The organism is Actinomyces haliotis (assembly GCF_015355765.1).
GTDB lineage: Bacteria > Actinomycetota > Actinomycetes > Actinomycetales > Actinomycetaceae > Actinomyces > Actinomyces haliotis.
The window spans coordinates 88,331-107,993 of sequence record NZ_JACWNA010000004.1 but is presented as its reverse complement, the minus strand read 5'-3'; the positions used below and the strand labels follow the sequence as shown (position 1 = coordinate 107,993).

Genomic DNA, 19,663 nt, shown 5'->3' with positions numbered 1-19,663 from the left:
GCGGGACGGCCCACGCCCGCGGAGGGGTCCGTCCGCCTCGAACCTACCTGGGGCGTCGCCCCTGGGGACAGGGGTGTCAGTGAACGGCCGATGGCGGGCAGCCCCTGTGAGTGGTGAGGCGTGGGCACGACGAAGCCCTCGGTCCGGATCGGTGATCCGGCCGAGGGCCTTCGTCATCGAGGTGCCGCTCCCGGGTTCCCATTCCCGGGGGGCTTCCTCCTTCGCCGGAGCGACCCGTTCAGGCTCCCTAGGACCTTCGCGGCTCTCGGTGCGGGCCGGTCACCGGGCTCCCCAACCCTCGTGACCCGCTCCGTCCGGCGGCAGGAACTAGATAACCCTCCTGACCTGGACGGACGCCCCCCAGCAACCTGGGAAGACCATGGGAACAGGTCTCTGTCCGGTGGCGCGGGCCGCGGTCGGCAGGAGGCTCCTCTCAGTCGTGCCGGTCGTCGGCGACCGCCGCACCGGGCTCGACGGGGTCGACGTCCTCCTCGGGGTCGTCCTCGCCGACGCCGTCGCCGTCGACGTCCGCCTCGTCGAGGGTCTCCTCATCGAGCTCGTCGGGCTTGCGCACGGGCGAGTCGCCGGCGGCGAGGAAGATCGCCACCCATCGCGACCGCGGGTCGGCGTCGATGAGGAGCGACTTGACGAAGAGGGTGAGCGGGACGGCCAGGATCGTGCCGAGACCGCCGACGACCTGCGCCCAGAAGAGCAGGGAGAGGAAGGTCGTCGTCGTGTTGAGCCCGACGGCGTCACCGGTGAACTTCGGCTGGATGAGGCTCTGGATGGCGAAGTTGAGGACGCAGTAGGCCACGACCACCCACAGGGCGGTGAACGGCCCGGAGTCGACGAGGGCGAGGAGGGCGGGCGGGACGAGGCCCACGAAGAAGCCGATGTTGGGGATGTAGTTCGTGATGAAGGAGAGCACGCCCCAGGTGACGGCCATGGGCACGCCGAGGATCCCCAGCGCGACGACGTCGAGGACGGCCACGATGAGGCCGAAGACGGTCGAGACCAGCCAGTAGGAGCGGACCGAGCCGGCGAAGTCCCCCATGGCGGTGGCGATCCCCGGCTTGAGGCGCGTCAGGGCCTCGGCGCGCACCTCGATCTTCGACATGTCGAACATGAGGAAGATGACCGTCAGGGCCAGGATCGACAGGATCGAGCCGAGGTTCGTCACCTGGCTGAGGAGGGTCTGGGCGACGGAGACGATCTTGTCCGTGCTGACCGCGTCCTGGACCTGGCTCTGCAGCGAGCCCGCGTCGACGCCGAAGCGGGCGAGCAGCGTGATGGCCTGGTCCCACAAGGACTCGAACTTCGAGGCGTACTGGGGCAGCGTCTCGATGAGCTGCGCCACCGCGACGCCGAGCGCGACGAACATGCCGACGACGAAGGCGTAGATGATGAGGATCGCGAGCACGGCTCCGACGACCCGGTTGACGTGGTGGCGGGCGAGCCAGGTGACGAGCGGCCTCACGGTGATCACGAGGGTGAGGGCGAAGAAGGCGGGCGCGAACAGGCCCCTCACGAAGTAGAGGCCGACGCACCCCACGACGAGCGCGGCGATGACGAGAGCCGTCGTCTCACCCTGGGTGCGGCCGACCTCGACCGGGAGGCGCTGCTCCTCGCGGATTGGGTCGTGCTCGGGCTCGAGGTCGGCGGCGGTGGTCCTGCCTGGGGGCGCCGAGGCGATGCTGGGAGTGGGGTCCATGTCCGGATCCTCGCACGGCCCCGCTTCAGTCGCCCTCCGACGGCGTGGCGCGGGGCGGCTCCACCGGGAGGAGCGGGAGCGTCGTCGAGGCCGAGGCGGCCCGCACGACGACGAGGGCCGTGATCGTCTGGGTGAGCATGATCCCGAGGAGCACGACGAGCTGGAACTTCGCGGCCTCGACCGGGCTGGCCCCGCCGAACAGGGCGCCAACGAAGGCGCCGGGCAGGGTGACGAGACCCGTCGCGCCCGTCTGGTCGATCCCCGGCAGGAGCGTCTCGCGGACCGCCTCGCGGGCCACCTCGGCGTGGGCGACCACCGGCGTGGCGCCGAGCGCGAGCCAGCCCTCGACCTCGTCAGCGCGGTCGCGCACGGTCCGCAGGAACATGCGGCCCGCGAGCGTCGCCCCGCTCATCGAGTTGCCGATGATGATCCCGGCGACGGACACGAGGTAGCGGGTGTCGAAGGCGATGAGCCTCAGGGAGAAGATGAGGGCGACGGTGACGGCCGAGCCCACGACGATTCCCGTGGCGGCGGCGCGGCGACCGTCGTGGAGCTCGTGGACGCGTCCTCCCGAGGTCACCGACGCCGTCGTCAGCATGAGGATGAAGAACAGGGCGACGGTCCAGGGCAGCGCGAGGACGCCGTGCAGGAGCACGGCGATGACGGAGAGCTGGACGACGGCGCGCAGCGCGGCGACCAGCGGGCCCCAGCCGAGCCTCAGGCCCGCCCACCGCTGCACGCCGAGCGTGATGGTCATGAGGACGGCGAGACCGAGTCCGAACTGCAGGTAGGGCACTCCCCGATCCTGCCACTCGGCGGGCGGGAGGGCGTCGGTCGAGCCGCGGTCCTCCTCCACCGCCGCGAGGCAGCCCGTGAGGCGCTGTCACATCGTGGCGGTCCGCGTCGGGTACTCGGCCAGGAGCCGCGTGGTGACCTCGCTGACGAGCGCCGGCGGGGCGCCGGTGGCGACGACCGAGGGGCTGAAGACTCCCGGGAGGGAGCCCGTCGCCTCGGCCTCCGCCTCGGTGACCTCGCGCTCGACGACCCGGGAGGCAACGGTGCTCAGGCCGCGAGCACCTCGACGACGTCGTCGAGGCCCGGAGCCGGGACGGCTGACGTCCGCGTCACCGGGAGGTCTCCTGCTCGTCGCTCGCCCCCGGGGCGAGGAGGCCGGAGAGGCGCGCCTCGCGCACCGCCTCCTGCCGGGAGTGGACGCCGAGCTTCTTGTAGACGGCCTTCGAGGTGGAGCGAACCGTCTCGACGCCGAGGAAGAGCTCGTCGGCGATGTCCGCCAGGGTGCGGTCGGAGGCGAGACGCTCGAGGACGTCGGTCTGCCGCGGGGTGAGCACGACGTCGGCGGTGGCGGGACCGTCCGACAGGCTCAGCCCCGGCTTCCCGGCGACCGGCGGCTCGAGGACGGGCAGGACGCGGGCGCGTGCGACCTCGGGGAGGATGGCGACGAGGGCGGGGTTGGCGGCCCACGCCGTCGCGTGGGCGGCGACCTCTCCGGCGACGTCCGGGTCGCCGAGGGCCGCCATGGCGCCGACCCGGTAGCCGTACCCGATGAGCATGGCGCGCGGGGAGACGGCGGGCGCGGCGACGAGCGCGCGGACCGTCTTGAGGCAGCTCTCGGCGTCGCCCCGCACGAGCGAGGCGCCGGCGTCGATGAGGAGTCGCGCCTCCTCGGGCAGGTAGGCGCCCTCGACGCGGGCGAGAGCGTCGTCGGCGCGCCCCTCGCGCAGGTCGAGCAGGGCCAGCATGGCGACCTCCGGCCACCACATGCACGTGAGGAGGTCCGTCCACTGGGAGCGCGCGAGGAAGGTGAGGAGCCACTCGGCCGCGGCCTGCGGGCCCCGCTGGGCGAGGATCAGCTCTGCCTCGGCCTGCACCTCGAGCGGGGAGAACTGGGTGTTGGCAGGCAGGTCCACGCTGGCCCGCACCGGGTGGGGCGCCGTGCCCGCGGAGAAGCGGCGGGTGATCTCGACGAGGTGCTCTGGCTCCGGCTCGCGCACGCTCCCGCGGACCGCCGTCTCCTCGTACTCGACGAGGAAGATCTCGGAGCGCTCATACATGCCCGCGTAAGCGGCCAGGAGCGCGTCCCGCGCGGGCAGGCCGACGAGGAGGGCCGGGACCTCGCCGACGTCGGTGGTCAGGGACTCGACGAGCATGCGCGCCCTGTTGAGGCACGCCTGGGCGTCAAACAGCCGGGCGAGGGCGAGGCAGGCGTCGGCGGCCCCCATCATCGCCAGGCACAGCAGATGGGCCTCGTCCTTGAAGGCGCGCGGTAGACGGAAGGACCGGGCGGACTCGGCGTTGAGGTACTGGAAGCACTCGTCGAGCCAGGACAGCGCCTCCTCCAGAGCAGCGCTGACGTCCTCCATGGACGGCGACTGCACGCGCGACGTGGCGAGCATGAGGCGGTTCCGGAGCTCGACCACACGTGGCGGGAAGAGGGCGTCGTTCCCCGTCGTGGTCGTGCGCAGCAGCCGCAGCCAGGGCTCCGGGAGGAGGTGGGGGGCGCTGTCGGGGTCTCCGGCGAAGCCCTGGATCTCGTGGAGGCTCTGCCACGCCAACGGCACCTCCTCCGGCAGGAGCGCGCTGAGCGCCTCGAGCTCGGCGGACGACAGGAGCGCCACGTACGGGGCGCAGAAGTCGAGGGCGCGGTCGAGGGCGGACCACGCCGCGAGGCCGGCGAGCGCCGAGAGCCGGTCGCGCGCCGTGATGTCCAGGGACTGGTCGGTGAGCACCGAGGACAGGTCACGACGCAGGGTCACCGTCCGCGACGGGTCCCGGGTCAGGGAGACCTGGATGATCTGGGCCGCCAAGGCGGGAGGAAAGATCGCCGACCCGGTGGCGGTCCCGCGGATCGCCGGAACCCTGGTGGGGAGCTCGAGGACCTCCTCGAAGGGGACGTCGCGCCCGAGGGCCGCCGTCGCGACGGTGGCGATGTCCGGGCCGTTCATGGGAGGGAGGAACACGGCGAGGAAGGCGAGGTCGTCGGCGGCGACGGCGTCGTGGATTCGCTCCGCCCAGTCGCGGCACACGCGGGTGAGGGAGTCGGTGGCCTCGCGCTCAAACTGGCGGCTCCAGGCGCTGCGCGCGACGCCGACGAGGGGGTTGTCAGCGACGTCGGACATGCCGTCGAGGGCCGCTGCGACGAGCGCAGGAACCCCGCCGGTCGCACGCAGCAGCTGGGCGCGGGCGACGACGTCGTTCCAGCTCTCGTCGAGGGCGAGCACGTCCTCCGCGCTCACGACCAGCGAGGGCTCGTCGAGAACCACCTGGAACAGGTCGAGGACGGCGGCGGGAGCCGGAAGATCGGATTCGCAGACCACGACGACGATGGGGGCGGCGCCGGGGCGACGCGAGGCGGCCAGCACGGCCATGAGGGGGTCGGTCGGGTCGGACTCGTGGTCCCACTCGAGCAGGAGGGAGGTGTCGGCGTCGAGGTCCTCGGCCCAGGAGGTGTCGGAGGCCGCCTCGAGCAGGGGCATGTCGAGGTAGCGAGCGTCGAGGCGCTCCATGAGCGCGCGAGCGAGCTCCTGGGGTCGGTACTCGTGGCAGGCGCGGATGAGCACGGTCGCCGTGCCCGTCATGGATTGGGCGAGCCTGCGAGCCAGGCGGTCGGTGAGCGCGTCAGAGACGATCACTGATCGTCCTCCTTACTTCCTTGGCTCCGTCCGGGAGCGCGGGGTCGGGCGGGAGGAGTTCGGTCAGACGGGCGACGCGCACCGCGGCCTCGCGGCTGTGGACGCCGAGCCGTCGGTAGAGCGCCTTCGAGGTAGAGCGAACCGTCTCGACACCGAGGAACAGGCGGTCAGCGATCTCCTGGAGCGTCAGGTCCGTGGCCAGCCCGGCGAGGACGTCGAGCTGGCGCGGGGTGAGGACCACGGAGCTCGCTGCGGGCGTCTCCTCGTCGACGCGCAGGCCGCGAAGGCGCGCCATCTGCGGGTCCAGGCCCGCGAGCGCGACGCGGCGCCCCTCCTCCGGGAAGAGGGCGACGATGGCGGGCGCCTCCGCCCAGTCGACGAGGTGGGCGTCGGCCTCGGTGGCCAGCTCGGGGGACCTGCGGCGCGCGAGGATCGTGACGCGGAACCCGAAGGCGAGCCGGCGCCAGCGGTCCGGGGCCTCGGGGTCGCGCACGACCTGACGGATGAGGGCCTCCGCACCGTCGAGGTCCTCCTCGGCGAGGGCCGCGCCGGCGCGGATGAGCTGGGCCGCGGTCTCAGGGACGTACACGGTCTCCAGGACCCGGAGAGCGTCCTCGGGACGGTTCTCGCGCAGGGCGAGGAAGGCGGCGACGGTGTGCAGGGGCCACCACTCGGCGGCGCCGAGGTCCGTGAACGGCGCCCGCGAGAGGAAGGTCTGGACCCAGTCCGAGGCGACCTCGGGGCCGCGCTGCAGGAGGATGAGGAAGGCCTCGGCCTGGACCTCGAGCGGGGTGAAGGTCGTGTTGGGGGCGATGTCGCCGGAGACACGGACGTCGCTGGCCGTGGTCTGCGCGAGGAAGCGGCGGGCGACGAGGACGATGTGCTCGGGCTCCGGCTCGCGGACCCCGGCCTCCTCGACGAGGTCCTCGTAGTCCGCCAGAAGCGTCTCGGTGCGACCGCGCACACCGGTGAAGGAGGACAGGAGCGCCTGGCGGGAGGCGAGGCCGAGGCGCAGGGCGGCTGCGCGCTCGACGTCGGCGCCGATGACCTCCAGCAGCTGGGAGGCCTCGTTGAGGCAGCGCTGGGCCAGGATGATCCGGCCCATGGCGAGCGCGCCGTCGGACTCGCCCAGGAGCGCGAGGACGACGAGCGGGGCGTCATCGATGATGCATGGCGGCAGAGAGTAGGAGGCGGCGGCGCGCTCGTGGATGAGGGCGGCGCGCCTGCTGAGGAACTCGATGCCGTCGTCGACCCCCTCCTGGAGGGCGTCGATCGACGGCGAGTGGGCGGTGGAGACCGCCATGACGAGCCGGTCCCGCATCTCCGTGGTGAGGTCGTTCAGCTCACGGCCGTCCGCGACGGACAGGAGCCAGAGCAGGTCCAGCCACGGGGACGGCAGGGCGTGGGGCGTCACCTCGTCCTGCGTGAGGAACTCGCGGCACCAGTGCAGGTAGGGCCAGGCCGAGAGGACCTCGCTCGGCAGGATCTCCGCGAGGGCACCGCGCTGGCCGGTGGTGAGGAGCGCGATCGACGGCAGGGTGCGGGCGAGGAACTTGTCGAGGGAGGCCCAGGAGGCGGTTCCGACCAGCGCGGAGACCCGCTCGAGGGCGTCCAGCGGGAGAGCCCTGTCCAGCGCGGCCTCGGCGACGGCGCGGCGGAGCAGGAGGACGGTGCCGGGGTCGCGCTCGCTGACGAGGCGGACGATCTGGGCCGCGACGGCCGGCGCGAAGGTGTCGCGACGGGACTGCTGGCGGTGGATGGCGGGGAACAGGCGCGCGTCCATGACGTCGTCGACGGTGACCTCGCGGTGGAGCACGCTCGTGGCGACGGCGGCCATCTGCTGGGCGGACATGCCCGGGAGCATGGCGTGGAGGAGGACGAGGTGGTCGTCGGCGGGGAGGAGGTCGACCAGGCGCGTCGCCCAGGCGCGGGCGCCGACGGACAGGGGCGTGTCGAGGCTCCCCCGGGCACGGCCCGCCTGGCGGGCCACCTCGACGGAGAGCGGCAGGGCAGCGTCCCCGCGGGACTCGACCTCCTCGACGGCCGCGAGGACGAGCCCGGTCGAGCCGGCGGTGAGCCGAAGGACCTCGTGGCGCAGAGAGACGTCCTCCCAGGCCTCGCCGAGGCGGGCGAGGTCGGCGGACCGCACCGCCATGGACATGGGGCCCAGGACGACCTGGAAGTGCTGGAAGACCTCGACGGGCGGGACGACGTCCGACTCGGAGACGACGATGACGAGGGGCAGGCGGTCGTGCGCGGCCGCGTCGACGAAGGCGGTCCAGGCCGGGACGAGCTCCTCGCTGGGGCCGTCCCAGTCGAGGAGGAGGACGCTGAGCGGCGTGAGGGCCTCGCGCCAGGAGCCGGAGTCGGTGGCTTCGCGCAGGGACCGGCGCACAGGGGTGAGGCCGAGGCGGGCGACGGTGGCCTCGGCGACGTCACGGACGTGGAACTCGGGCGGACCGTAGAGGACGGCCGAGGCGGCGCTCTCGAGAGTGACCGCGAGGCGGTCAGCGTGCCTGCCCAGCAGGGTCGTCAGGTGGGACGTCACATCGCCTCGCTCTCTCCGGATGACGCGGGGAACGGCCCGCGCCGCACCCGGGCCCGCCGCTCCCGCGGACGGGCGTCGGAGACGCTAGTCCGTAAGGCCCCGCGCCGGATCGCCGCAGGGTCTCGATCCGGTCAGGATTGCGTCACTCTCGCGGTCGGGGTGCCAACCTGATCAGTGCTCCGGGTCACCCGCAATGATCACGATACGGTCACGGCTGCGGTCCAGGATACGCCGCAGCCAGGGGTCAACCGCCGTGTAGAAGCCCACGGGGCGCGTGCGGCGCACGTCGTGCCCGGCGCCCGGGACGAGCACAGCCTCCACGCAGGGGTTCGCGACGCGCTCGAGGACGGAGAGCCCCTCAGGCCCCACCCGGGCCGAGCCGCGGCGGTCGCCGGTGACGAGGAGGGTGGGGACGCGCAGGGCGCCCATGCCCTCCTCCCAAGGGACCTCGGGGGCGACGACACCGGTGACGAGGAGCGTGGGATCGGTGCGCTGGGAGGCCCAGGCGCCCGGGAGCGCCTCGACGTCGGGGACGTCGGGGTCCGCGAGCGCGCGGGCGGCGGCGGCGGGCAGGTCGGCGACCTCGGTGGCGCGGGCACGAGCGCGGGCGGCGCCCCGGGCGCGCAGCTCGTCGGGGGTCCGGCTCCCGAAGCGGGCCGGGTCGCCCAGGACGGCTCCGGAGACCAGCTCAGGGTGCCGGCCGGCGACGACCATGGCGGTCGCGGCGCCCATGGAGTGTCCGACGAGGACGGGCGGCGGCGCGGCGGGCAGGCCGAGTGCGGCGCGCCCTCGGGCCTCGTCCGCAAGGTCGGTGAGCACGGTGACGACGTCGTCGACGAGCTGCTCGCCCGCGCGGTCGAGCTCTGCCGGAGTCCACCGCGGGGACAGGCCGTGGCCTCGGGCGTCGAGGGCGATGACCCGGTAGCCCGCGGCGGCCCAGTGCCCGATGGCGTCGGCCTGGGAGAGGGCGGAGGCGGTGATGCCGTGGAGGAGGACGAGGGTGGGGGCGTCCGGTGCACCGAGGACGATCCGGGCTGGTGGCGCCGCGTGGCGCGGTGCGGGCTGCGGGGGCGCTCCAGCGGCGGGCGAACCGGGCTGGCGAAGGGTGCCGTCGTCGTTCACGGGGTCATTCATGGGGCCATTCTCGTCCGACGGGGCCGCTGGCGGGCGGGCCTATGGTGGAGTCATGAGCGAGCCAACCGGTCACAACGAGTCCTACACCGACACCCCCGAGGGTGCCGCGCGCATGAACGTCGAGTCCTTCAACCTCGACCACACCAAGGTGCGGGCGCCCTTCGTGCGGATCGCCGACCGCAAGACGCTGCCCGGCGGGGACGTGCTCGTCAAGTACGACGTGCGCTTCTGCCAGCCGAACGTCGAGCACCTCGACATGAAGGCCGTGCACTCGATCGAGCACCTCACCGCCGAGCTCATGCGCAACCACACGGACCGCCTCATCGACTGGGGCCCGATGGGCTGCCAGACCGGCTTCTACGCCCTCACGCTGGGGCTCGAGCCCGAGGAGTTCGAGCCGCTGCTGCAGGCCGCCTTCGAGGACATCCTGTCCGCCACGGAGGTGCCGGCCGCGAACGAGGTCCAGTGCGGCTGGGGCGCCAACCACTCGCTGGAGGCGGCGCAGGAGGCCGTGCGCGCCTTCCTCGCCAAGCGCGACGAGTGGGACGTCGTCATCCCCGACTGACCGCCGAGCCTCCGCGGGCACCGCGTGTAGTCCGCGAGAGCGGAAACCTGGTCAGTTCTCGTGACTTCTCCTGAGTGAGCCACCACCGCGTCGATCAGAAGCGCAGAATCCCGCGGTCTCGCCGAACGAGCACCGCAGTCTGACGCCAGAAGTCACGAGAACTGACCAGGCAGTGCCGTCGCGGGCGGGCACAGCGGACGCCCCGGCGGAGATACACCGCAGCCGCACGTTCGCGTGCGTGCACCCCGCACCCGGCCGAAGATCCCCGCCAGCACCGGCACACGTCACTCACCGTCCGCGAGTCCGGAGTCCCGGTCTCCACAGGCGCCGCCGTGCCGCCCGCCCCCGCAGCCGTGCGGCGCCCACGTGCGGGAACCTCTGCGCCTCCAGCACCCTCGGGCCGTGAGAACGACTCGACGAAGCGACGAGATGATGGCTCGGCTCGCCGGTGCCCACGGTGCTGCACGGGCCGCCGCGCTGTGCCGGGACCGCAACGAGCGCCACGCTCTTCGTCGGATGGTCGCCGAGGGCCTCATTCATGCCTACCCACCCAGGGTCGTGGCACTCCCGACCGCGGACCGGCGCGTCATCATCGCGCGGCGTCTCGGCGGTCTCATCGGGTGCGACCACGGACTCGTCGCCGCCGGCCTCCCGGTCCGGGAGCGTCCCGGCCGCAGATTGCACCTGCTGGTCCCGGGCGACCCCGGAACGGCGGTGCACGGACTCGGACGAGTCACCGTCCATCAGGTTCGAGGTCTCACCGTGGATCCCCTCGGATCACCATTCGCCACCATCGAGGACCTCCTCCTGACCCACCTGCGCTGCGCCGAGGAGGTGGACGCCCTCATCGCCCTGGACGCCGCGCTCCGCGGCGGACTCGTCCGTCGGGATGACCTCCTCGCACGCCTGCCGGGGAAGCGCAACGCTCCGGCGAGATCCGTGGTCCGGCGAGCGGATCCTCGCGCCCGCTCCATCCTCGAGACGATCGCGCGACACGACCTCCAGGAGGCCGGCATCGCCCCGGAGGTCGCGGTAGTGACCCAGCCCGGTGAGCTCGACCTCCTCGTCGGCGGTTGGCTCAACGTGGAGACCGACGGTCATGAGTACCACTCGGCCTGGGCCGACTGGACGCACGACCGCTTCCGCGACCAGTGGCTGGTGGCCCACGGGTACACGGTGCTGAGGTTGACCTCGCAGCAGGTGATGGCGCGGCAGACCGCGTGGGTCGTTGAGCAGGTGGCGCGCGGTCTGGGCCGCTGGCCCGCCTGCTGACACGACGAGCCGGCGCCGCCTCGGCCTGGGCCCCGTCACCTCACAGGATGGTCAGTTCTCGTGACTTCCGAGCCATGACGCGCACCCTGTCACCCAGATCGTTGGAATTCTGCGGATGACCCGGAGGAGACTCGGTGCGCGCTCTCAGAACGTACGAGAACTGACCACCTTTCTGTCCGCTCCTCAGCGCGCGAGCTCACCCCCGCCCCAGCGGGGGCGGTCGAGGTGCACGTTGAGAAGATCGAGGCAGCGCCCCACCGTCTGATTGAGGATCTCGTCGACCGTCTCCGGCCGCGTGTAGAGGCTGGGTACAGGCGGCACGACGATCGCGCCCGCCTCGGTCACCGTCGTCATGTTGCGCAGGTGGATGAGCGACAGCGGCGTCTCCCTCGTGACCAGCACGAGCCGCCGCCGCTCCTTGAGATGGACGCCGGCCGCTCTGCTGATGAGGGAGCTCGTCACGCCGGAGGCGATCTCCCCCAGCGTCCTCATGGAGCACGGCGCGATGACCATGCCGTCGGTGAGGAAGGAGCCCGAGGCGATGGCGGCGGCCATGTCGGTCGGCTTCCAGACGCGGTCCGCGAGCGCCTCCACGTCCTCCCGCGAGTAGTCGGTCTCCAGGAATCGGGTCAGCTGGCCGGAGGCGAAGACGACGAGGTGCGTCTCGACGCCCGCCTCCCGCAGGGCGCGCAGGACCCTCACGCCGTACTCCGGGCGGGCGCCCCGGTGATGCCGACGACCACGCGGCGGCGCGCAGCCCCGGCGCCGGCACCACCGTCCACGACCGTGCGCGCCCCGTCGGCGCTCACTCGCCGCTCCCGGTGTAGGGCGTCGCGCCGTCCACCCAGGGGGCGGGGTCGACGTCGAGGAACTGGGCGCGCTCGAAGGCGTCCCGCATGCGCCACGGGTAGGTGGCGTCGTCGATCGTCTTCGTCGTGACGCCCTTGGTGGGGATGCCGGCGAGGCTCGTGTGCTCCTCCCCCGGGCCGACGAGCGCGTGGAGGATCGGGTTCCGCATCGTGGTGACGCGGGCGTCGCGCACCGACGGCGGGGTGCCGAGCGCCCAGTTGTGAGTGATCAGTCACCGGTGCGGTCATGACGCTCTTCCTGGCGGTCGCGGTGATGGGGCCATCCTGAACCGCCTTCCTGGGTGGGTGCCTGTCCCCCATCACCACCGGCGATAACGGGGAGTTTGCGCAGCAAGCACGCCAATAGGTGCTGCAGGCACTCGCCATCGTGCAAGACCACTGACCCACCCTCGGGTGACAAGACATCACCCCACTCACCCGTCGACTTCGTGACCGGCGCCACTTCCAAGCCCCATCTTCCCCGGAATCATGCGGACATCGAGGTCAGATACGGTTCGCGACTGATGGGATGATTCACCCATGCGAGCCGTCCCTGACTCCGTCGCCGCATACAACTCGGCACTGCCCTTCGTCCGTGAGCTCGTCGCCCCCGGCACCACGGTCCTCCTCACCACCGTCGACTCCGACGGCCTTCACACCCGCCCCGTCCTCACCCAGCCGGACCCTGCCGGCCGGGTCGACCACGTCGGCGTCCTCACCACGCGCACCGCCCACAAGATCGAGCAGATCCACGGGGACGCCCGCGTCACCCTCGCCGGCCCGACCCCGGCGCCGCACACGGGCTGGTTCTCCTGCACGGCCTCCGCCGTCGTCGAGGAGGTCCCTGAGGCGATGGGCGGGCCGCAGGTCGTGCGCATCGACCTCACCCTGACCTCCGGGCGCGTGTGGACCGTCTTCTCCTCGGCGCCGCGCGACCACGAGGTCCACGAGATCCCCGTCAGCTGACGCCGCTCACGCCTCCAGGACCCGACCCGTCCACGACGGCGCGGCCCGGCTGCCGTGCTCGCGGCCCGGGCCGGGCTCGCGTCGGCGCTCCCGGTGACCGGCGTCGGACGCGCTTACGCTCGCACCCGTGACCTCCCCCGAGGCTGTTGAGCCGCTCCCCGCACCCGGCGACGCCGTCCCGTCCCTCGCGGACGACGACGCCCGGGAGCATGCCGCCGTCCCCCACGACCGGCCCACCCCGGCCGCCGAGCCGATCGCGCGGCACCTGCACGGCCCCCTCGACGACGCCGACGCGCCCGTCCTCGTGCTCTCGCACGGCATCACGGACTCCGCCGCCTGCTGGGCCGGCGCCGTCGAGCACTGGACCTCCGCGGGCCACCGCGTCGTCGCCCTCGACGCCCGTGGGCACGGGAACTCGCCGCGGTGGGAGGACGCCGACCTCACCGACCAGGCCACCGCCGGCGCCCGCCTCGCCGAGGACCTCGAGTCGACCCTGGAGGACCTGCGCGCCCACGGCCTGCGCCCCTCCCCCGACGCCCCGGACGCCGGGCCGCTCACCGCGCCGCTCGTCGTCGTCGGGCACTCCATGGGCGGGGTGACGAGCCTCGACGTCGCCGCCCGGCGCCCCGACCTCGTCGACGCCGCGATCGGTGAGGACCCCGCCTTCACGACGCCTGCGTGGAACCGGCTGCTGCGCCTCAACGCCTACCGCCAGGTGCGCGAGATGCGCGGGATCGCGGCGGACCCCGCGGCGCGCTACGCCCTGGAGACGCGCGACAACCCGACGTGGTCGCACGAGGAGGTCCGGGCGAGCGTCGAGGCCTCCAGCGGCGTCGACCTGCGCTTCATCGCCCTGGGGTGCGTCGCCCCGCCGACGCCGTGGGAGCGGATCGTCGACGGGCTCGCCGTCCCGACGCTCATCGTCACGGGCACGCGCCGCGTCGTCCTGCGCGGCAGCTACTTCCCGGCCGTGACGGGACGCGGGAACCCGAACGTGGCAGGGGCGGTGGTCGTCGGCGCCCCGCACTGCGTGCGCCGCACCTTCCCGGAGCGCTTCTACTCCCTCACCGACCCGTGGCTTGAGGAGCACCTTCCCCGACCACGCCACTGACCCTTGAGGAACGAGAAGGGGCGCCCCCTGCCGTAGCAGGGGGCGCCCCTTCTCAGGCGACCGCAGGTCAGGCGGACGCGAGCTCGTGGCGCAGGCCGGCCAGGCTCGTCGCCCGCCGACGGCGGACCGCCAGCGTCATGGCGAGGGCGGAGGCCGCACCCCAGATCACCAGGGTGACGACGGCGCTGGCTGGGGTGACGACGCCGGAGGCGCCGAGCATGACGCCGCGCAGGGCCGAGGCCAGGACCGTGACCGGCATGAAGCCGTTCGCCGTCGAGTACAGGCCCGTGAGGGACTGCGGGACCGCCGTCGCGAAGAGGCACACGGCCTGGAGAACGAGGGCGAGCAGCGAGACCGCCGTGCCGCCGCGCGAGCCGAGGGCCGCGACGAGGGCCGCGTGGAGCACCGTCATCGACAGTGCCGCGACGACCGACAGCAGGAGGACCTTCCAGACGCCGTTCACGTGGGCGCCGGCGAAGGCGACGATCCCGACGAGCGCGAGGGCCTGGACGGCGGCGAGGATGAGGGCCGGCTTGAGCGAGGCGGCCGCGAGGCGGGCCGGGCTCATGGGGGCCTCGACGCGGCGGCGGCTCATGAGGCCGAGGCCGGAGACGATGACGAGGGCGCCGATCCACAGCGCGATGGCGATCGCGTTGGGGGCGATCGACGTCGCCGAGGAGGCGTTGCCGGACTCGTCGGTGCTCACGTCGACGGGCTGGGCGAGCGCCGTCGCGAGGGAGGAGGCCTCCTCGTCGGTGTAGGAGGGCACCTTGTCCTTGGCGGAGGAGAGTCCGTCCGCGAGGGTGGAGGTGCCGTCCTTGAGCTGGGAGGAGCCGTCGGCGAGCTTGCCGGTGCCGTCCGCGAGGTCGGAGGCGCCGTCGGAGAGCGTCGTGGCGCCGTCAGCGGCGGTGCCGGTGCTGGTCGCCAGCGTGGAGGCTCCGGTGGCCAGGCGGTCGAGGCCGTCGGCGAGGTCGGAGGACCCGGCCGAGAGGCTGGTCGCGCCGGTGGACAGGGCGGAGGCGCCGGTGGCGAGCTTCGTCGTGCCCTGGTGGAGGGAGGACGCGCCGGAGGAGAGCTTGGTGGCTCCGTCCGAGAGCTGAGTCGCTCCGGAGGAGAGCCGGTTCGCACCCGAGGAGAGGGTGCCGAGGCCCCGGTGGAGCGAGTCGGCGCCCCTGGAGAGCTGCGAGGCACCGTCGCTCAGCGAGGACGCGCCGGAGGACACCTGGGAGGCGCCGTCGGTGAGGGTGGAGCCGGAGGCGACGAGGTAGTTGAGGACCCCGGTCTCCGTCTTGCCCGCGCCGGTCTTCGGGTTGTACATGTCCGAGGACGTGCCGAGGCCGGCGGAGACGCTGGAGGCTCCGGAGGAGACCTGCGAGGCGCCGGAGGCGACGGCAGGCATGCTGCTCTTCAACTTCGACAGGCCGTCGTTCACCTGAGCCGCTCCGCTAGCGGCGCTCGCAGCGCCAGTGGTGAGCTCGTTGTTCTTCGAGACGAGTCCGTTGAGGGCACCCATGACAGTTGACTTGGACGGGTCCGCAGTGTTCGGCGTATCGGTGGTGTTACCCATGGCAGCCGTGACAGTGGCGAGTGCCTGCTGGCACACCGTGAGAGAGCCCTGCTGACAGACGGCGTTGGCCTGCTGCAGCGTGGAGACCTGGGACTGCACGCTCTGCTGGAGCGCCGCAACGCTGGAGGTGTAGTCGGAGACGCCCGTGCTGAGCTTGGCAGTACCCGCAGCGAGCGCTGGCGCCGCGGTGGAGGCAGTGAGGTCGTTGACCGCGCCGTAGACGGTCTGCGCCTGATCAGCGGCCTTCTGCTCGGTAGCGGAGTCGCTGCTCGTGCCGATCCCGGCGGCGAGCTTCGCGGCGCCCGTGGCGAGCGCGGCTGCGCCGTCGTCGAGCGACTGCGACTGACCGGACTGGACGGTGGTAAGACCGTCGCGGGCCTGGGTGACGCCACCGACGTAGCTGGTGACGCCTTCGGAGAGTGTGCTCGCACCGTCGGACAGGTCGCTCGCGCCGCTGCTCAGCGTGCTGGCACCGGAGGAGAGGTCCGAGGCGCCGGACTCGGCGCTGGCAGCGCCGGTGGCGAGCGCGCTGGCACCGGCCTTGCCCTGGGCCGCGCCCGTCGCGAGCGCGCTGGCGCCGGAGTCGAGCTGGGCGGCGCCGTCGTTCGCGGAGGAGGCGCCGTCGGACAGGGTGCTCGCCCCCGAGGCGAGGCTGCTCGCGCCGTCGGCGAGGGTGTTCGCGCCGGAGTCGGCGGTGGAGGTGCCGCTGCTCAGGGTCGAGGCGCCGGACTCGAGCTGGCTGAGGCCGTCGGCCAGGGAGCCAGCACCGGTAGAGAGCTGCTTCGCGCCGTCGTCGGCCTGGTCGACGCCGTCGTTGAGGTCGCTGGCGCCGCTGGCGAGCGCGGTCGCGCCGTCGGAGGCCTCGCCGAGCTTGTCGTGCAGCGTCGTCATCGCGTTGAGCGAGCCGTTGAGGTACGCCACAGAGACCGTCGTGCCGAGGGAGTCGGCGGCGGCGGAGACGATGTCGGAGCTGACCGAGCCGATGGCGGAGGAGCCGGCGTCGTTCGTCTGGACCTGGACGCTCGCCTGCGTGGGCGTGCCGTCGATGGTCTTGACGATGGCGTCGGAGAAGCCCTTGGGGATGGTGACGACGACGTCGTAGGTGCCGTCCTCGAGCCCCTTCATGGCGGCGTCCTCGTCCACCACCGAGTAGTCGAGGGTGGAGGTCGTGGCCCCGGTGGAGGACTTCTCCGTGAGGGCCTCGTCGGGGTTGATGAGGCGCCCGACGAGGAGGCGCCCGGCGGGCAGGGCGGTGCCGTCGGAGGTGGTGGCGCCGGTCCCGTCGAGGTTGACGACGGCGGCGGGCACGCTGGCGGCCTGGGCGGTGCCGGAGGTCGCCGCGGTGACGACCATGACGCCCGCGAGCGCGGGCACGAGGATGACGAGGATCGCGAGGATCCAGCTGCGGCGGTTCATGCGTGTGCCTCGGTTCCGGAGGTGGGGGTGGCGTGAAGGATGGAGTGGCGCCCGCGGTGGCCGGGCCCGGCGTCCTGCTGCTCAGGGGCGGCGGACTCCTGCTCGGGGGCGGCGGCGCGGCGCTGCGGGGCGCGGCGGACGTGCGCGGTGCCGTCGGAGGCGACGTCGATGAGCGTGGCGATCTCGACGTCGGCGCTCGGTGGGGCCATGGAGGGCTTCTCGGCGTCGGTGGTGACGATGACGGCGAGGCCCTCGCGGGCGAGCTCGGCGACCCGCTGCCAGCGGCGCTCGCCGGGGTCGTCGACGACGGCGACGCGGACGCGCTCGTCGATCTCGTCGTCGTAGGCGTGGACGGCGGTGGTCATCGCCTGGATGGAGGCGGTCCCGTCGGGCAGGACGTGCCCGCCGATGACGAGGATGCCGCTGGTGGGCTGGAGGCGTCCGCCGATGAGCGCCTGGAGGGCCCGTCGGGCGATCGGCTCGGCGGTGCGGACGAGCGCGACCTCACCGGCCGCGACCGTGAGGTCGAGGTGGTCCAGGGCGGCGCCGTCGGAGTCCGAGACCCGGACGTCGTCGGCACGGACCTCGACCTCGCCGTGCTCGGCCACCCAGTCGTTGTGCTCGAGGGTGCGCTGGAGGCCCTCGCCCTCGACGTCGATGATCGGCAGGTTCCGGTCGAGCCAGGCGGGCATCCACCAGGCCTTCTCGCCCAGGGCCATCATGATCGCCGGGATGAAGGTCTGGCGGACCAGGAAGGCGTCAAAGAAGATGCCGAAGGCGAGCGAGACCGCGATGGGCTTGATGATGGTGAGCTTGGCCGGGATGAAGCCGGCGAACACGGCGGTCATGATGACGGCGGCCGCGGAGACGACACGGGCGGATCCCGCGTAGCCGGAGAGGACGGCCTGACGGGCGTCGTGGTGGTGCGTCCACTCCTCGCGCATGCGGGAGACGAGGAAGACCTCGTAGTCCATGGCCAGGCCGAAGAGGATGCCCATGGTGATGACGGGGAGGAAGCAGATGACGGCGCCGACCTTCGGGACCTCGAAGAAGTCGGCCATCCAGCCCCACCCGAAGATGGCGCCCGTGACGCCCATCCCGGCGCCGAGGGACAGGATGTAGCCCAGGGTGGCCGTCACCGGGACCGCGACGGAGCGGAACACGATGAGGAGCAGGACGAGGGACAGACCGACGACGACGATGCCGAAGGGCAGCATGGCGTCGGACAGCGACTGGCCGATGTCGATGGCGACGGCGGTCTGACCGGTCACCATGACGTCGGTGATGCCGTACTTCGACTCGTAGTGGGAGGCGTTGTTGCGGATGGTCTTGACGACGTTCTCCGTGCGGGAGTCGGCCTGGCCGTTGGTCGGGCGGATCTCGATGACGCCGAGGGTGCCGTCGGAGTTCGGGGTGGCCATGGCGACGTCGTCGACGCCGTCGATCTTGCCGATCTCGTCGGCGAGCTCGTTGACGGTGTCGATCGGCTTGGTGGTGTTGGTGATGTCCGCGATGACGATGATCGGCGAGTTGTAGCCGGGGCCGTAGGCGTCGGAGATGGCGTCGTAAGTCTGGCGCGCGACGGTGTCCTTGGCCTCGAAGCCGTCGTCGGTGAGGGCGAGGTGGAGGGCCTTGGCGGGGACGGCGAGCGTGCCGAGGATCGCGATGACGGCGATGACGGTGAGCCAGGGCTTGGCGGTGACGAAGGCGACCCAGCGCTGCGGGAAGGTCTTCTTTCCGGCGGCGGCCTTGGCGGCCTCGCGGCGGGCGCGCACCGGGTTGGGGCGCATGCGCTTGCCGATGAGGCCGATGAGGGCCGGGGTGAAGGTGAGGGCGACGAGGACCGCCATGGCGACGACGAAGGCGGAGGAGACGCCCATGAGGGTGAGGAAGGGGATGCCGCAGACGGCGAGGCCGAGGAGGGCGACGACGACGGTGGTCCCCGCGAAGACGACGGCGCTTCCCGCGGTGGCGACGGCGCGGCCGGCGGCCTCGGCGGGGGTGGCGAGCTCGCGCTCGGGGTGGGTGGGGTCCTCGGTGACGTACTCGCGGGCGCGGGAGATGATGAACAGCGCGTAGTCGATGCCGACGGCGAGGCCGAGCATCGTCGCGAGCGTCGGTGCGAGCGGGACGATCGGGGACCACTTGGACACGGCCAGGACGCCGAGCATGCCGGAGGCGACGCCGATGAGGGAGGCGACCAGGGGCGCCCCCGCGGCGAGGAAGGAACCGAAGGTGATGAGCAGGACGACACCCGCGACGAGGAAGCCGATGACCTCGGCGGCGCTGGCGCCCATCTGCACCTCCTTGCCGATGTCCTCGGACTGGTGGATGGTGAGGCCGGTCGACTTCTCCGTGCTGGAGACCAGGCTGCTCAGGTCCTTGGCGAGGACCTTGGAGGCGTCGGTCTGGCCCGTGTTGACGCTGCCGTAGCTGGCGTCGGCGATGACCTGGACGATGACGGACTTGCCGTCCTTCGAGACGGTCGACTCCTGGGCCGGGGTGTTCGTGGAGGTGTCCTGCTCGGCGCCGAAGGGCGCGGAGACGGAGGCGACGCCGTCGAGGTCCTCGACCTCGTCGACGAACTCCTCGATCTCGGCCTTGTGAGACTCGATGTTCCCGTCCTCGGAGGTGAACAGGACCTCGTCGGAGGTGCCGGCGATCTCGGGCAGGCGGTTCTCGAGGACGGTGAGGCCCTCCATGGACTCGGTGCCGGACAGCGTGTAGGGGCCGTTCATGTCGAAGCCGTGGAGGACGACGACGGCCGCGAACAGCGCGATGACGGCGAGCCACGCGGCGACGACGCGCTTGGCGTGGGACGCGCACCAGCGTCCGAGGCGGTACAGGAGTGCGGACAACGCACGTTCCTTTCGGG

General features: G+C 72.5%; 13 protein-coding genes. 4 read left to right on the top strand and 9 right to left on the bottom strand.

Going from position 1 to position 19,663, the window contains the following annotated elements; all coding sequences use genetic code 11:
- Positions 1–433: 433 nt before the first annotated feature.
- From IXW69_RS03695 to IXW69_RS03675, 5 genes are all read right to left on the bottom strand, one after another.
- The gene (locus IXW69_RS03695) at positions 434–1,711 is read right to left on the bottom strand and encodes an AI-2E family transporter (RefSeq protein ID WP_194785025.1); all 1,278 of its coding nucleotides are present in this window, start codon (positions 1,709–1,711) and stop codon (positions 434–436) included.
- A gap of 25 nt (positions 1,712–1,736) precedes the next feature.
- The gene (locus IXW69_RS03690) at positions 1,737–2,507 is read right to left on the bottom strand and encodes an ABC transporter permease (protein WP_194785024.1); all 771 of its coding nucleotides are present in this window, start codon (positions 2,505–2,507) and stop codon (positions 1,737–1,739) included.
- A gap of 328 nt (positions 2,508–2,835) precedes the next feature.
- A complete protein-coding gene (locus IXW69_RS11995; RefSeq protein WP_194785023.1) occupies positions 2,836–5,361 on the bottom strand; it encodes a helix-turn-helix transcriptional regulator in 2,526 nt (841 codons plus the stop codon).
- Positions 5,348–7,909 carry a response regulator transcription factor gene (locus IXW69_RS11990; RefSeq protein ID WP_194785022.1) on the bottom strand — a complete coding sequence of 854 codons (2,562 nt, stop codon included), beginning with the start codon at positions 7,907–7,909 and terminating at the stop codon, positions 5,348–5,350. Before IXW69_RS11990 ends, IXW69_RS11995 begins: the two co-directional genes overlap by 14 nt.
- A gap of 171 nt (positions 7,910–8,080) precedes the next feature.
- Positions 8,081–9,043, bottom strand: a complete 963-nt coding sequence (locus IXW69_RS03675) for an alpha/beta fold hydrolase (RefSeq protein ID WP_194785021.1) — start codon at positions 9,041–9,043, stop codon at positions 8,081–8,083.
- 52 nt (positions 9,044–9,095) lie between these two features.
- Between IXW69_RS03675 and IXW69_RS03670 the strand changes: the two genes are divergently transcribed.
- A complete protein-coding gene (locus IXW69_RS03670) occupies positions 9,096–9,608 on the top strand; it encodes an S-ribosylhomocysteine lyase (RefSeq protein WP_228524672.1) in 513 nt (170 codons plus the stop codon).
- 402 nt (positions 9,609–10,010) lie between these two features.
- The gene (locus IXW69_RS03665; protein WP_194785020.1) at positions 10,011–10,880 is read left to right on the top strand and encodes a DUF559 domain-containing protein; all 870 of its coding nucleotides are present in this window, start codon (positions 10,011–10,013) and stop codon (positions 10,878–10,880) included.
- A 183-nt stretch (positions 10,881–11,063) separates the two neighbouring features.
- On the opposite strand, the gene IXW69_RS03660 is transcribed toward IXW69_RS03665, so the two are convergent.
- Positions 11,064–11,582, bottom strand: a complete 519-nt coding sequence (locus IXW69_RS03660; RefSeq protein ID WP_323745156.1) for a UbiX family flavin prenyltransferase — start codon at positions 11,580–11,582, stop codon at positions 11,064–11,066.
- A 103-nt stretch (positions 11,583–11,685) separates the two neighbouring features.
- Positions 11,686–11,922 (bottom strand): hypothetical protein, encoded by a 237-nt coding sequence (locus tag IXW69_RS03655; protein ID WP_194785019.1) that lies wholly within the window; start codon positions 11,920–11,922, stop codon positions 11,686–11,688.
- 346 nt (positions 11,923–12,268) lie between these two features.
- On the opposite strand from IXW69_RS03655, the gene IXW69_RS03650 reads away from it, so the two are divergent.
- Positions 12,269–12,694: a pyridoxamine 5'-phosphate oxidase family protein gene (locus IXW69_RS03650; protein WP_194785018.1), complete on the top strand. Its 426-nt coding sequence runs from the start codon at positions 12,269–12,271 to the stop codon at positions 12,692–12,694.
- Between the two features lie 127 nt (positions 12,695–12,821).
- On the top strand, positions 12,822–13,805 hold the full coding sequence (locus tag IXW69_RS03645) for an alpha/beta hydrolase (protein ID WP_194785017.1): 984 nt from the start codon (positions 12,822–12,824) through the stop codon (positions 13,803–13,805).
- Between the two features lie 67 nt (positions 13,806–13,872).
- Here IXW69_RS03645 and IXW69_RS03640 read toward each other — a convergent pair whose 3' ends face one another.
- Both IXW69_RS03640 and IXW69_RS03635 read right to left on the bottom strand, forming a co-directional pair.
- Complete coding sequence (locus tag IXW69_RS03640; RefSeq protein WP_194785016.1) at positions 13,873–16,788, bottom strand: ABC transporter permease; 2,916 nt, start codon at positions 16,786–16,788, stop codon at positions 13,873–13,875.
- Positions 16,785–19,646 carry an MMPL family transporter gene (locus tag IXW69_RS03635; RefSeq protein ID WP_194785015.1) on the bottom strand — a complete coding sequence of 954 codons (2,862 nt, stop codon included), beginning with the start codon at positions 19,644–19,646 and terminating at the stop codon, positions 16,785–16,787. Before IXW69_RS03635 ends, IXW69_RS03640 begins: the two co-directional genes overlap by 4 nt.
- Positions 19,647–19,663 lie beyond the last annotated feature (17 nt).

What these genes read in the sequence shown, in the direction of transcription:
- IXW69_RS03650 (WP_194785018.1), top strand. Translation starts at nt 12,269, where the DNA reads ATGCGAGCCGTCCCTGACTCCGTCGCCGCATACAACTCGGCACTGCCC.
- IXW69_RS03695 (WP_194785025.1), bottom strand. Translation starts at nt 1,711, where the DNA reads ATGGACCCCACTCCCAGCATCGCCTCGGCGCCCCCAGGCAGGACCACC.
- IXW69_RS03640 (WP_194785016.1), bottom strand. Translation starts at nt 16,788, where the DNA reads ATGAACCGCCGCAGCTGGATCCTCGCGATCCTCGTCATCCTCGTGCCC.
- IXW69_RS03670 (WP_228524672.1), top strand. Translation starts at nt 9,096, where the DNA reads ATGAGCGAGCCAACCGGTCACAACGAGTCCTACACCGACACCCCCGAG.
- IXW69_RS03675 (WP_194785021.1), bottom strand. Translation starts at nt 9,043, where the DNA reads ATGAATGACCCCGTGAACGACGACGGCACCCTTCGCCAGCCCGGTTCG.